The organism is Cupriavidus basilensis, from assembly GCF_000832305.1.
Classification (GTDB): Bacteria; Pseudomonadota; Gammaproteobacteria; order Burkholderiales; family Burkholderiaceae; genus Cupriavidus; species Cupriavidus basilensis_F.
Genome location: NZ_CP010536.1, coordinates 1,540,146 through 1,553,096, shown reverse-complemented (window position 1 = coordinate 1,553,096; position 12,951 = coordinate 1,540,146). Strand labels below are relative to the sequence as shown.

12 protein-coding genes are annotated in these 12,951 nt (G+C 64.4%); 5 read left to right on the top strand and 7 right to left on the bottom strand.

What is annotated here, in order from left to right; all coding sequences use genetic code 11:
- Positions 1–150: 150 nt before the first annotated feature.
- Positions 151–1,665: an acetyl-CoA hydrolase/transferase family protein gene (locus tag RR42_RS07275; protein ID WP_043345197.1), complete on the bottom strand. Its 1,515-nt coding sequence runs from the start codon at positions 1,663–1,665 to the stop codon at positions 151–153.
- Between the two features lie 347 nt (positions 1,666–2,012).
- Here RR42_RS07275 and RR42_RS07270 point away from each other — a divergent pair, with 347 nt between their 5' ends.
- Complete coding sequence (locus RR42_RS07270) at positions 2,013–6,893, top strand: NAD-glutamate dehydrogenase (protein ID WP_043345196.1); 4,881 nt, start codon at positions 2,013–2,015, stop codon at positions 6,891–6,893.
- 164 nt (positions 6,894–7,057) lie between these two features.
- Here the strand turns inward: RR42_RS07270 and RR42_RS07265 are convergent, their stop codons facing one another.
- The 6 genes from RR42_RS07265 to RR42_RS07240 form a co-directional block, all read right to left on the bottom strand.
- Entirely contained in the window at positions 7,058–7,312 is a 255-nt protein-coding gene (locus RR42_RS07265) for a hypothetical protein (RefSeq protein WP_043345195.1), read from the bottom strand.
- Between the two features lie 207 nt (positions 7,313–7,519).
- Positions 7,520–7,888 (bottom strand): hypothetical protein, encoded by a 369-nt coding sequence (locus tag RR42_RS07260; protein ID WP_043345192.1) that lies wholly within the window; start codon positions 7,886–7,888, stop codon positions 7,520–7,522.
- 97 nt (positions 7,889–7,985) lie between these two features.
- The gene (locus RR42_RS07255; protein WP_043345191.1) at positions 7,986–8,237 is read right to left on the bottom strand and encodes a hypothetical protein; all 252 of its coding nucleotides are present in this window, start codon (positions 8,235–8,237) and stop codon (positions 7,986–7,988) included.
- Between the two features lie 75 nt (positions 8,238–8,312).
- A complete protein-coding gene (locus RR42_RS07250; RefSeq protein ID WP_006163223.1) occupies positions 8,313–8,555 on the bottom strand; it encodes a hypothetical protein in 243 nt (80 codons plus the stop codon).
- A gap of 20 nt (positions 8,556–8,575) precedes the next feature.
- Positions 8,576–8,866: a hypothetical protein gene (locus tag RR42_RS07245; RefSeq protein WP_043345189.1), complete on the bottom strand. Its 291-nt coding sequence runs from the start codon at positions 8,864–8,866 to the stop codon at positions 8,576–8,578.
- A 188-nt stretch (positions 8,867–9,054) separates the two neighbouring features.
- Positions 9,055–9,309 carry a hypothetical protein gene (locus tag RR42_RS07240; RefSeq protein WP_043345187.1) on the bottom strand — a complete coding sequence of 85 codons (255 nt, stop codon included), beginning with the start codon at positions 9,307–9,309 and terminating at the stop codon, positions 9,055–9,057.
- Between the two features lie 851 nt (positions 9,310–10,160).
- Here RR42_RS07240 and RR42_RS07235 point away from each other — a divergent pair.
- The 4 genes from RR42_RS07235 to RR42_RS07220 all read left to right on the top strand — a co-directional run bounded on the left by RR42_RS07235 (position 10,161) and on the right by RR42_RS07220 (position 12,951).
- Entirely contained in the window at positions 10,161–10,445 is a 285-nt protein-coding gene (locus RR42_RS07235; protein ID WP_043345186.1) for a hypothetical protein, read from the top strand.
- Positions 10,446–10,650: 205 nt separating this feature from the next.
- A complete protein-coding gene (locus RR42_RS07230) occupies positions 10,651–11,091 on the top strand; it encodes a DUF7673 family protein (protein WP_144409771.1) in 441 nt (146 codons plus the stop codon).
- The gene (locus tag RR42_RS37645) at positions 11,088–12,773 is read left to right on the top strand and encodes a hypothetical protein (RefSeq protein WP_144409770.1); all 1,686 of its coding nucleotides are present in this window, start codon (positions 11,088–11,090) and stop codon (positions 12,771–12,773) included. Before RR42_RS07230 ends, RR42_RS37645 begins: the two co-directional genes overlap by 4 nt.
- Positions 12,766–12,951 carry a hypothetical protein gene (locus tag RR42_RS07220; protein ID WP_043345185.1) on the top strand — a complete coding sequence of 62 codons (186 nt, stop codon included), beginning with the start codon at positions 12,766–12,768 and terminating at the stop codon, positions 12,949–12,951. Before RR42_RS37645 ends, RR42_RS07220 begins: the two co-directional genes overlap by 8 nt.

Sequence of the window (12,951 nt, the reverse complement as noted above, 5' to 3'; positions counted from 1 at the left end):
GGACCTCTCCCTTTCGGAGACCATCATGCTAGCCCTGCTGATCCTAATGGCGTCCTCCCTGGTACTGGCCGTGCTCATTTTCAAGGGATAGAGATACCGAAAAAGGGATCAGGCCGGAAGACAACAAGGAAGGTACAAGCGCAAGCCATTTCAGGCTGCGGCCAGGGCCACCTTCGTGCCGCCCATCGTGCCTTGCTCGCGCAAGCGCACGTGCCAGGCCAGCGCCTCTTCAATGAGGTGCGGCGTATGGCCGCCACGGCGCGTGGCGCGCGTCACGTAATCACGCAGCAACTCCCGATACAACGGATCCGCGCAGTTGGCGATGACCTGCTGCGCGCGCTCGCGCGGCGCCAGGCCGCGCAGATCAGCCAGGCCGTGCTCGGTCACAATGACGTCGACATCATGCTCGGTGTGATCCACGTGGGACACCATCGGCACGATGCTGGAGATGGCGCCGGCCTTTGCCATCGACTTGGTGACGAACACCGACAAATGCGCATTGCGCGCAAAATCTCCCGACCCGCCGATGCCGTTCATCATGTGCGTGCCGCCCACGTGCGTGGAGTTCACGTTGCCGTAGATATCGCACTCCAGCGCCGTGTTGATGGTGATCAGCCCGAGCCGGCGCAGCAGCTCCGGATGGTTGCTGATCTCCTGCGGGCGCAGGATCACGCGCGCTTTGTACCTTTCCAGGTCTGCCAGGAAGCGCGCGTAGACGGCGCTGGTCAAGGTCACCGATGACGCAGAGGCAAAGCGCAGCCGCCCGGCGTCCAGCAACTCGATCGTGCTGTCCTGCAGCACTTCCGAATACATCGTGAGATCGCGGAACGGGGAATCGATCAGGCCATGCAGCACGGCGTTGGCGATCGTGCCGATGCCGGCCTGCAGCGGCTGCAGCGAAGGCGCCAGCCGGCCTGAGCGCACTTCATGCGACAGGAAATCGTTCAGGTGCCCAGCGATCTGGCGCGTTTCCTGGTCGGGCGGCAGCGCATTGGACGGGCTATCGTCCTTTTGCGTGATCACGATGGCGGCGATCTTCGCGGGGTCCACGGGAATAAAGGGCAAGCCGATGCGCTGGTCCACCGAGACCAGCGGAATAGGCTGGCGATGTGGCCGCGCCGTCGGCAGGTAGATGTCGTGCAGGCCTTCAAGGCCGGCCGGCATACTGAGGTTGATCTCGACGATCACCTTCTGCGCCAGCATCGCGAAGCTCGCGGAGTTGCCGACCGAAGTCGATGGCACGATGCCGCCGGATTCGGTGATCGCGACCGCTTCCACCACCGCCACGTCTACCGGCGCGATCTGGCGCCCGCGCAGTTGCTCCACGGTTTCGGACAGGTGCTGGTCGATGAACATCACCTCGCCCGCGTTGATCTTGCGCCGCAAGGTGGCATCCACCTGGAACGGCAGGCGCCGCGCCAGCACATTGGCCTCGGCCAGCATTTTGTCGGTGTCGTTACCCAGCGAGGCGCCAGTCATCAGCGTGATGCGCAGCGGCTCGTGCGCCGCGCGCCTGGCCAGCGCTTGCGGCACCGCTTTGCAGTCGCCAGCGCGGGTGAAGCCGCTCATGCCCACGGTCATGCCGTCCCGGATCATCGCCGCCGCAGCCTCGGCCGGCATGACCTTGTCGAGCAGGCTGGCCAGCCGGATACGTTCCTTGTACATCTTATGTCTCCATGATGCCCGTCCCGGCCAGTGAGGCCTTGCCGCGCGCCGCGGCAAGGCCAGGCGCCCAGTTCGGCTCGCGCTGCCTACCGGCGGGTAAGGCGCAGACAGGCAGTGTAGCCACGGCAGGCACATTCCTGCGGCGATATAAAATCATGAAAACCAGTCGTAAATCTCATACATCCCAACGCCCGCGCCAGCCCGCGCACATTGTGCGCAGTGTTGCCCTTTATGCTCTACAGTAGTTAGCACGGTCATGCTGCCAGGACGCAGGAAACACACGACGCGTGTCGCGCGGTGCCTGTGCCGGCAACGGACTGCCAAGACAGCCGTCTGGGGGAGACACCATGCTGGCGGAAAGCGAAGCGCGACAGGCCCAGTTGCTGGCCGACCTGATGCAGTTCGCCCAGGGCCGTCTGCCCGGCGACATGTTCGTCCAGGCCGAGCCATTCCTGCGGCACTACTACGACCTGGCCGACGCCGAAGACCTGCTCAAGCGCAACGTGGCCGATCTCTATGGCGCGGTCATGGCGCACTGGCAGACCGCCCAGCGCTTTGTCCCGGGCAATGCGCGGCTGCGCGTCTACAACCCCAACCTCGAGCAGCACGGCTGGCACTCCGACCACTCCGTGGTGGAGATCGTCAACGACGACATGCCGTTCCTGGTCGACTCCGTCACCATGGAGATCAACCGGCTGGGGTTGGCCCTGCATTCCGCGATCCACCCGGTCTTCCGGGTCTGGCGCAACGCGGACGGCACCATCGCCAAGGTGGGCCTGGGTGGCGAGGGCGACACCGCCACGAGCGAACCCGCCGGTGGTCCCCGGCTCGAATCCTTCATCCATTTCGAAGTGGACCGCTGTGGCGACACCGCCACGCAGGAGGCCTTGCGCAACGGCATCGCCCGCGTGCTGGGCGACGTGCGCGCCGCGGTGCAAGACTGGCCGGCGATGACCGCCATCACCCGCGCCACCATCGACATGCTGGCGCAGGGCCCGGATGGCAACCAGCCCGATACGCAAGAAGCCTGCGCCTTCCTGCAGTGGATGCTGGACGAGCATTTCACCTTCCTCGGCCAGCGCGACTATGAACTGGTCGCCCGGGACGACCGCTTCTACCTGCGCGGCGTGCCCGGCTCCGGCACCGGCATCCTGAGCGAAATCCTGCACCCGCCCGAGGAGGACACGCTGACCGAGCTGCCCGCGGCGGCCACCTCGGTCATCGAAGACACGTCACCGATCTTCGTGACCAAAGCCAATTCGCGCTCCACCGTGCACCGGCCCGGCTACCTGGACTACGTCGGCATCAAGCTGAAGGACGCTAATGGCAAGCTCTTTGGCGAGCGGCGCTTCGTGGGCCTCTACACTTCCACCACCTACATGATGTCGTGCGAGGACATCCCGCTGGTGCGGCGCAAGTTCGGCAACATCCTGACGCGCGCGGGCTTCCTGACCAAGGGTCATCTCTACAAGTCGCTGGTGACCATCATCGAGCAATACCCGCGCGACGAACTGTTCCAGGCCGAGGAAGACGAACTGTTCCACATCACGCTGGGCATCCTGCGCCTGCAGGAGCATCAGCGCATCCGCCTGTTCGTGCGGCGCGACCGCTTCGACCGCTTCGTCTCCTGCCTGGTGTTCGTGCCGCGCGACAAGTACAACACGGATCTGCGCCAGCGCATCCAGAAGCTGCTGATGGCCGCCTTTTGCGGCAACACCTGCGAGTTCACGCCGCAACTCTCCGAGTCGCCGCTCGCGCGCATCCAGCTGATCGTGCGCGGCGAGCCTGGCACCATGCCCGAGGTCAACCCGGACGAGCTGGAAGAGCGCATCGTGCAAGCCGCCCGCCGCTGGCAGGACGACCTTGCCGCCGCCCTGCTCGACAGCACCGGCGAGGAGCAAGGCAACCGCCTGCTACGGCGCTACGGCGACTCCTTCCCGGCCGGCTACCGCGAGGACTACCCGGCCCGCATCGCCGTGCGCGACATCGAGCTGATGGAGGCGGCGCAGGCCACCGGCGGCATCGCCATGAACCTGTACCGGCCCATCGAAGCCGCGCCCGGCGCATTCCGCTTCAAGGTCTACCGCGCCCGCGAGCCGATCGCGCTGTCGCTCAGCCTGCCGATGCTGGAGCACCTCGGCGTGCGCGTGGACGAAGAGCGTCCCTACCTGATCGAGCCCAACGGCGCGGCACCGGTGTGGATCCACGATTTCGGACTGGAAATGGCCGATGGGGTCGCGGCCGGCATCGACCTTGGCGCCGATATCGCGCGCATCAAGGCACTGTTCGAGGACGCCTTCGCACGCGCCTGGAACGGCGAGATCGAGAACGACGACTTCAACCGCCTGGTGCTGCGCGCCGAGCTCGCCGCACGCGACGTGACCATCCTGCGCGCCTATGCCCGCTACCTTCGCCAGGTCGGGTCGACCTTCAGCGATGCCTATATCGAGCGGGCGCTGACCGGCAACCCGGCTATCGCCTCGCGCTTCGTGGAACTGTTCGTCGCGCGCTTCGATCCCGCCACGGAAAACGCCCGCGCCGCGCGCTGCGAGCGCCTGCAGCAAGCCATCGGCACGGAGCTGGACCAGGTGCCCAACCTCGACGAAGATCGCATCCTGCGCCTGTTCCTGGGCGTGATCAACGCCACGGTGCGCACCAACTATTTCCGCCACGGCCCCGACGGCGGGCCGCGCCCTTACCTGTCGTTCAAGTTCAACCCTGCGCTGGTGCCCGGCCTGCCCGAGCCGCGCCCGATGTTCGAGATCTGGGTCTACTCCCCGCGCGTGGAAGGCGTGCACTTGCGCGGCGGCCCGGTGGCGCGTGGCGGCCTGCGCTGGTCTGACCGGCGCGAGGATTTCCGCACCGAGGTACTGGGGTTGATGAAGGCGCAGATGGTGAAGAACACGGTGATCGTGCCGGTGGGCAGCAAGGGCGGGTTCGTGGTCAAGCGCCCGCCGCCAGCGAACGACCGCGACGCCTTCCTGCAAGAAGGCATTGCGTGCTACCAGACCTTTCTGCGCGGCCTGCTCGATGTCACCGACAATCGCGTCGCCGGCACCTTGGTGCCGCCGCCGGAAGTGGTGCGTGAAGATGGCGACGACCCCTATCTGGTGGTTGCCGCCGACAAGGGCACGGCCAGCTTCTCCGACTACGCCAACGCGATCTCCGCCGAGTACGGCTTCTGGCTCAGCGACGCGTTTGCCTCGGGCGGCTCGGTCGGCTATGACCACAAGAAAATGGCTATCACCGCGCGCGGCGCCTGGGAATCGGTCAAGCGCCATTTCCGCGAGATGGGCGTCGACATCCAGTCCACTGACTTCACCGTCGCCGGCATCGGCGACATGTCGGGCGATGTGTTCGGCAACGGCATGCTGCTGTCGCCCCATATCAAGCTGGTGGCCGCGTTCGACCATCGCCATATCTTCCTGGACCCCAACCCCGACCCCGCCGCCAGCTTGCGCGAGCGCCAGCGCATGTTCGAGTTGCCGCGCTCGAGCTGGGCGGACTACGACATGAGCCTGGTCTCCGCCGGCGGCGGGCTGTTTCCGCGCACCGCCAAGACCATTGCGATCACGCCGCAGGTGCAGGCGAGCCTTGGCATCAGCGCGAGCGTGCTCTCGCCCGCCGAGCTGGTCCACGCGATCCTGTTGGCACCGGTCGACCTGCTCTATAACGGCGGCATCGGCACCTATGTCAAATCCAGCCGCGAGAGCCATCTGCAAGTGGGCGATCGCGCCAACGACGCGGTGCGCGTCAACGGCGCCGAGCTGCGCTGCAAGGTGGTGGGCGAAGGCGGCAACCTTGGCTTCACGCAGCTTGGCCGAATCGAGTTCGCGCTCAATGGCGGACGCATCAACACCGATGCGATCGACAACTCTGCCGGCGTCGATTGCTCCGACCATGAGGTCAATATCAAGATCCTCCTGGGGCTGGTGGTGGCGGACGGCGAGATGACCGAGAAGCAACGCAACAAGCTGCTCGCGCAGATGACTGACGAAGTCGGCTTGCTGGTGCTAGAGGACAACTACTACCAAAGCCAGGCGCTGTCGGTTGCCGGGCGCAATGCCCCCGCGCTGCTCGACGCCGAGGGCCGGCTGATCCGCTGGCTGGAGCGCGCCGGCCGCCTCAAGCGCGCGTTGGAATTCCTCCCGACCGAGGACGAGCTGGGCGAGCGCAAGGCCGCCGGGCTGGGCCTCACCTCGCCCGAACGCGCGGTGCTGCTGGCCTACAGCAAGATGTGGCTGTACGACGAGTTGCTCACATCGGCGCTGCCGGAGGACCCGCTGGTCGCCGGCCTCTTGCCCGCCTATTTCCCGCAGCCGCTGCGCGAGCGGCACGCCGACACCATGCTGCGCCATCCGTTGCGCCGGGAGATCCTGGCCACGCACCTCACCAACACGCTGGTCAATCGCATCGGCGCCACCTTTGTCCACCGCATGCAGGAAGAAACCGATGCGCGGCCCGCGGACATCGTGCGCGCCTGCCTGATTGCGCGCGACGTGTTCGGCCTGGACCCGCTCTGGCTGCGCATCGACGCGCTGGACAACCAGGTCGACGATGACGTGCAGGCGCGCATGTTCGCCGCCGTGGGACGGCTGCTGGACCACGCCAGCCTGTGGTTCCTGCGGCATCCGCACGCGGGCGGCCCCACCGATGGCGACAGCGCGCGCTACGCCGAAGCCGCAGCCTGGCTCACACCGCAGCTACCGGCGCTGCTGGCCGGGGCAGAGGCCACCACGCTGATGCAATGGCGGCAGGACCTGACCCAGTCCGGCGTAGACGATGAACTGGCCCTGCGCGTGGCTGCGGGGGAGATCTGCGCGGCGGCACTGGATATCGCCGACGTGGCGGCCGCCACGCAGCGCAGCCTGGCGCTGGTGGCGGGCGTCTATTTCGCGCTCGATACCGAATTCAGTTTTAGCTGGCTGCGCGAACGCGCCCTCGCTTTGCCAGCCGACAGCCATTGGGACCTGCTGGCGCGCACCACGACGCTTGAAGACCTCGGCCGCCTCAAGCGCGCGCTCACGGTCAGCGTGCTGGCGCAGCCACAGGAACTGGATACGCCGGCACAACTGATCGAGGCATGGCGCGGCGAGCGCCAGGCACAGATCGAGCGCTTCTCGCGCATGCTGGCGGATCAGCGTGCATCGGGCGCGGCCGGCTTGTCGATGCTGTCGGTGGCGGTACGGGAAATCGGCTTGCTGGAAAGCCGCCAAGGACGCGCTTGAATACAGCTTGTCCTATCGGGCGCCGAACACCGTGGCAGCCTCGGCCACCAGGGACAATGGCGAGCGCATTCTCATTGGCCTGACGCGCCGGGGCATATGGACATGGAAATGGAGCAGCGTCGTCTTGCCGGCGCCCTCCAAGCCTTAGGCTTTGATGGCAGGATTCACCGGCCCCATTTCGCCTCGAGCAGCACCGCCGCCTTGATGGCTTCAATGGTCTGCTCTTCGGTCTTGAAATCGCCCAGCAGCCGCTTGGACTTGCCGCTGAGCACTGCCGCCTGGAGTGCCTTGCCGGATGCCTCCGACGTACCCGGACTCCAGCAATAACGCGCCGTCCACGTGCCATCCTGCAAACGCTCGGCTACCCAGATGACGCGAAAATCCTCGAACACTTCCCCGAAAGGCTCGTCTTCGTTCATTGCAACCTCCACAACACGCGATCGCTCCCCTCGAACACCACGGCCGTGCGCGCGTGCCGTGTCAGCATCATCATCCCGGCCGGGATCGGCGTCGGGCCGGATGATATGTCGCCGTCGGTGCGGCGATCTGGTTGATCGCGAGATGCTAGCACGCTAGCCGAGCCGCCGTGTCCGCCGTAGCGCACTACTGCTCCGATCGTGGGGTATCTAATCGGCAGGGATCTCGTGGCTGCCGTGCGCCAGGAGGCTGCCCGGGCTGTCGCCAAGCATGCGCGGCCTGCGCGGCTGCAACTCCAGACCCAGGCGGATGAGCAATTCGAATGCATCCGCCAGCAGGTGCCGCTGGCGCGGCAACAAGCTGGCATAGGGCATGTCGTAGATGGACTGGTGCGAGCCACGCGCGCCTTTGAGGCCGCGATCGCGGGCCATGTCGGACAACAGCGCGGCAAAACCGCTCAGGTCCTCGGCGGCCAAGGCGGTATTGAGCACCGCGGCCAGCACATGGGGCGATGACGAACCCCACCCCATGGCATCGGCATTTGCAGCGCATTCTTCGGAAGCATCGAATGAGTTCATACCCGGATTAACGACAGCGATTCCGCGCCATGTAGGCTGACCGGCGAAACTTCTGCCCAAGCCAGTGCTGGCCGTACAGGCCACCCGGATCAATCACTCAACTCGCGGCATAGGCAACATGGTCCACCGTCGCGTCGATCAGCCTGCAAGCGCGAGCCTGGGCCCGGTCGGCGATTTCCATCAGTTCGCCCTGCTCATGCCCCACCCATGACTGCAGCGGCGACGGATTGCGCACCGCGCCTTTGGCCTCCTGGACGATTGAGGCACTCACCAGACATCCGCGCTCATGCTGCCGTACCGAGATCAAGATCACGTAGCCTCGGTAATGCTGTGTTCTGGATTCATTCATTGCGTCTCCCTTTGCCGGCCATCGTAGCATGCCGCAGCGCAGCGGCCGGCCGGCCGGGGCAAGGCGCTGCCGGGCCTAGGTCCGTTCCTGCGGGCGATCCTGGGGGCGGCGCCCCATGCGCCAGACATTGGGCGGCTCACCGTGGGCGGCATTCTGGAACATCCAGGCGCCGCAAACCGTGCAGCGCCAGGGCCGGTCCACCCAGCGCGAGTTGATGTCCATGCCAAGTGCGCCCGCACCCGATGCGGCCAGGTTCTCGTGCGGCTCCACTGTGGTCGGGGCACCAACGAGAAGATGGCAGAGATCGCAAGCGTGCATGCCTTACTCCAATGAAACGCTCACTCCAGCGAGGGCGGAGTGCCAAAGGGATCAGCACTCTGCTGGCCCGGCACCTCGGTCAGGTCGAACTCGTCGCGCGCCTTGTCCACCACGGCCCGGATACTCCGCTCATAACCCGCGGCATTGGCGAAGGTCTTCATATCCCAGTTGCGCCCGCGCGCATCGCGCGCATGCGCTTGCGGTGCCGGCACCCGGATCTTCGCGCCGTCCTCCACAATGTCATCAAGATGCTGGATGCGCCGGCTCACCTCGTCCTGCAAGGCCCTGGCGGCGCGCTCGCGTTTGGCCATCCCTTACTCCTATCGTATGCGTTGCACGCGGTAAACGGCATCCGGCCAAACCAGTGCCTCGGGACCCTGCGCACAGCAAACGTCTGCCTGGAAAGACATGCGCGCCACACGGTCCATGGCTTGATTGTAGAGTCCGCTGACCCTTCGCGACAGACCTGATTGGCCTGATGGATCGGCAAAGGGCTTCGCTAGCCCACCACCTCATTGGTCACCGCGACCGCGACGGGCGGGTGCACCTCACCGAACACGGACAGGCGGATAGGCATGCCGGCAAGGATGTTCGCAATATCCTGCTCCGTGGGCTGCCAGAAAGAGTGCATCACGCCACGCGCCGCATCAAGGTGCACCGGCAGCCCTGAGAATTCCCCGTCCCTGGCGGCATCCCAGTCCAGGGGCTCGCCGACCACGAGGTTGGTGTGCTTGGTTTTCACGGGTGGCATCATGGCGCTCTCCACTGTGGAGCAAACTCCGTGATGCAGGGAGCTGCCCAGACCCCGGTGGGATCGCCAACGGCGGCCATCCTCCAATGGTGAAGCATTTCGCCGGCAACCGCATCGGACAGATGCATTAGTCCCTTAGCGCTACCCGCGCGCCACCACCGGCGCGGAAAGGCAGGCGAGGAGGATCAGGCCGGACGCCAAGAGCCCTTGGCGGCGTCGGCATCGGTGGCGGCGTCGATTCGAAAAGATTAAGGAGAATTCGATGATGCTTGTTGCCGCGTATTTTTGTCGGGCCAAATGCTGGCGTTTTGAACAGGCAACAAAAAACCCGCACCACAATCGCTGTGCGGGTTTTTCTTAATACTGGTCGGGGCGAGAGGATTTGAACCTCCGACCACCTGCACCCCATGCGGGATTGCGCTACCCTGCCGCCCGCATAGGGACTAGGAATAGTCCCCAACCGCATAATACTTGCTCAACTTTTGAGCGCCCGAAAGCCTTCAATCTACGTGGGGTAGCGGCTTAAATTATGCACACTTTTAAGCCATCCTAGGCCACGCAATGTAGGCGCTATTGTAGCACTCCCCAGGCGTTTTGTCCCTCCCAGCACACAACCCGTAACCGCATTTTAATAGCCATATACGGATATTTTGCTTGACCGTCCGCAGATAGCCTCATACACTTATTTATAGCCACATACGCATTTTTCCAGAGCCTCTGTGGCACCCAGAAAGCAGCAAACCCACCGGCCCAACGAAGGGCAGAAGCCACCCCTACAGCGAGCAAAAGTGCGGCGTGGCGAGGATTGCGAAGCAGCGGCCGGTAGATCGATTGCGCATAAATGAGGAGCATATATGTCAAACAACGCAGGTGCGCTGCGCGTCTGGTGGGTACCTCAGGTGCCAGGCCCATGCTTCAACGTGGAAGTCGCATCGCCAACGGAAGCCAAGAAGCTCTTGGCTGTCCTCGCGGACTATGACCTGTTCCATCTGACCAATCGCATCAAGCCTGACTATGCCAATGCCGGCGGCCTTGAAGTGCTCCAGCAAGACGGCGAGTGGGAAGAGTGGGCGGACGAGGACGGGAATGAGATCGACTCGGACGATGCGGACCTGAGCAACTCGGGAGTCGCGCAATGAACATCATCTCGCCTAAGGAGTGGGACCAACGCCCTCCCGGGATGATCCGCAGCATTCTCGGCGTGTCCGGAGTTGGCGTCCTGTTCGCCCTGATCGTGTTCTTGGGCATCAATTGATGTGCTTCATTTATCACACCAACTAAGTGCCCTGTCGCTTCGGCTGCCAAGCCGAATCGGCGGATCCCCCAACCAATCGTGAGATGACCATGAGTGAATCCGTCACTACCGAAATGCGCGAGGTCAGCATCAAGTTGCCGGTGCTAGATATCAGTCCCTTTATGGAAATGGTCGCGCAATTCAGGCGCGGCGAGACTGATGCCCAACGAGCTGCAAAAGTACGCGCGCAAGACCAGAGCGACGGCCTGGAGTCGTTGAAGCGGCTCTACGAGCTGGCACACGGTTGCAGCGGGCAGTGCAAGTACGTAGCAAAGTTCCTGTTGGGTCTATACAACGGAACACGATTTCCGTTCGACCTTACGGATCTCCGCTGCCTGGACGAAGCCATCTTCGAAGATTGCCTGAAGGTGCTTCGCATGGACAGCCGCCCATCCAAGGAAGTCCACCTCTACTTCGAGCGTGGCGGTGAGACCTTCGAGAAACTGGCCATCGACTGGCGCATCAAGGACCGTTCGGGAGACGCCCAATGACCAGACCGCAAGGACCAGTAATCAGCGGAGCTCAGCGGGAGTCTGTCTGCTCGGCAGTTTCTGAAGCGCTCGGCGAAGCGTATGACTGCCTTCGGGTATGGAGCGTATGGGGCTGCGGCACGATGTGCTCTGACGACTTCCGCCTGGTAGCCGAGGACGAGACTCGCGTCGCTGAGATCGCTGATGCGGCAATCACCGCCCTCCACGCCGCTCCCGCTGCGCCACCCGAGGGCTGCGTCTATGTCTCCCAGGAACTACTGGCCGACTACAACGCGATGAAGCGCGCCCAGTCCACTTCCGACACGACTGCACGGGAAAGAATGGCGCGCGAGATGCCGTGGCTTAAGAACTACCACCAGATGCCCAGGGGCGGGGCCAACTCCGCCGCCCTCTGCGCCGCTGCCCCGGCATGCCAGAAGTGCGACGGCACTGGCGACGTACACCGCGCGGACGGAGAGTGGCTTGGCCGGTGCAGTTGCGCCGCTCCCCCGGCACCTGTTGGCGGGGCGGACTTCAGTGCATTCGCCAAGCAGCAGGGTTACGACCTGACCACCTGTGCTTACCACGGCAGCATCACGACTGCTGACGGCGTGGGACCCGCCACTTACTGGAACGACGACACTGAGCACGCATGGCGCGGCTGGGCCAACAAGCCGTCCGCCCCCGTCCTCAGCGAGGATGGCAGCGAGCCGGTGGCGTGGCTTTCGCCGGAAGTTGCAGGCGCATGCTTCTACGTCACGGACCGCGCCCTAGCTGAGCACTACGGATACACGCGTGCTGTTTACGACGACGCCCCTGCGCCGAGCGCATCGCCGGCAGCACTGACGGTGCCGGATGGATTCGCGTTGGTGCCGTTGCGCATGACTCCCGAAATGCTGGAAATCGTGAGCGATGAGGAAGGCTGGGAATGGGCCGACTTGCTCAACGTGGCAGGCGCCATCACGGAAGATCAGCACAGCGCCCTGCTCGACGCATCGCCAGCCGCCCCGCAACCGAGCGCCAAGGCGCTGACGGATGCCATTCGCACAGCCGGCACCAAGTTGGCCAATGCCGCATTCAACCTTGCGCAGCGCGCAGGCGACACGCTATCTGATGAATGGGCCCAAAGCCTAAATGACCTTCGCCGTGAATGGGATGCAGCCATCCTGCCCGCCGAAGCGCCGGCCGGGGCTCAGCATCCGGACGACACCGCCGTGGACCGCTTCGCAGCCGCCATGAAAGCCAAGATGGCTGCCAGCCGCGCCAAGGGTCGGGGAGGTTGGGATGACCGGCACGCATGCACGAACGAGTATCTGGCACGCCTGCTGGTCGACCACGTCCAGAAGGGGGATCCGGTAGACGTTGCCAACTTCGCCATGATGATTCAGCAGCGTGACGCAGTCGGGATCGAGTTCGGCTACATCGCCGGGCCAAGGCAGGGGTCATCGCACCTTACTTGGGCATTCAATGAGCACATCCGCGCCCTGCTGGCCGCAGAGCCGCCCTGCGAAGACAAGCGCAATGCGGAGCGGTATCGGTGGCTGCGAGACAAGTGGGGCTATCTGGAGGATGAATATGACGGCGATGGCCCATTGATGACTCGAATCTGGAAAGCTGAGCCGTCGCACGGATGGGATGTTGACCCATCGAGCCTCGACGCCGCCATCGACTCCGCAATCGCAAAAGGAGAGGGTCATGACTGAGAACGCTGAGACGAGCACGCCCGACGAGGACGATCTTCTCCACTTTCGCTGCTGCAGGTGCGGGAAAGTGGAATCTGTCACCCCGAAAGCCTACGAGAACGGCGACACCGGCTGGTATATGGAAGATGTAGAAGACGGCTCCGGCGTATGCGGCGGCTCTCAATGGTGCCTGCCGTGA

Bases quoted from the DNA above. Each gene is read 5' to 3' on its own strand.
- RR42_RS07255 (WP_043345191.1), bottom strand. From the start codon at position 8,237: ATGAATGAATCCAGAACACAGCATTACCGAGGCTACGTGATCTTGATC.
- RR42_RS07260 (WP_043345192.1), bottom strand. From the start codon at position 7,888: ATGAACTCATTCGATGCTTCCGAAGAATGCGCTGCAAATGCCGATGCC.
- RR42_RS07250 (WP_006163223.1), bottom strand. From the start codon at position 8,555: ATGCACGCTTGCGATCTCTGCCATCTTCTCGTTGGTGCCCCGACCACA.
- RR42_RS07240 (WP_043345187.1), bottom strand. From the start codon at position 9,309: ATGATGCCACCCGTGAAAACCAAGCACACCAACCTCGTGGTCGGCGAG.
- RR42_RS37645 (WP_144409770.1), top strand. From the start codon at position 11,088: ATGACCAGACCGCAAGGACCAGTAATCAGCGGAGCTCAGCGGGAGTCT.
- RR42_RS07235 (WP_043345186.1), top strand. From the start codon at position 10,161: ATGTCAAACAACGCAGGTGCGCTGCGCGTCTGGTGGGTACCTCAGGTG.
- RR42_RS07275 (WP_043345197.1), bottom strand. From the start codon at position 1,665: ATGTACAAGGAACGTATCCGGCTGGCCAGCCTGCTCGACAAGGTCATG.
- RR42_RS07230 (WP_144409771.1), top strand. From the start codon at position 10,651: ATGAGTGAATCCGTCACTACCGAAATGCGCGAGGTCAGCATCAAGTTG.
- RR42_RS07220 (WP_043345185.1), top strand. From the start codon at position 12,766: ATGACTGAGAACGCTGAGACGAGCACGCCCGACGAGGACGATCTTCTC.
- RR42_RS07270 (WP_043345196.1), top strand. From the start codon at position 2,013: ATGCTGGCGGAAAGCGAAGCGCGACAGGCCCAGTTGCTGGCCGACCTG.
- RR42_RS07245 (WP_043345189.1), bottom strand. From the start codon at position 8,866: ATGGCCAAACGCGAGCGCGCCGCCAGGGCCTTGCAGGACGAGGTGAGC.
- RR42_RS07265 (WP_043345195.1), bottom strand. From the start codon at position 7,312: ATGAACGAAGACGAGCCTTTCGGGGAAGTGTTCGAGGATTTTCGCGTC.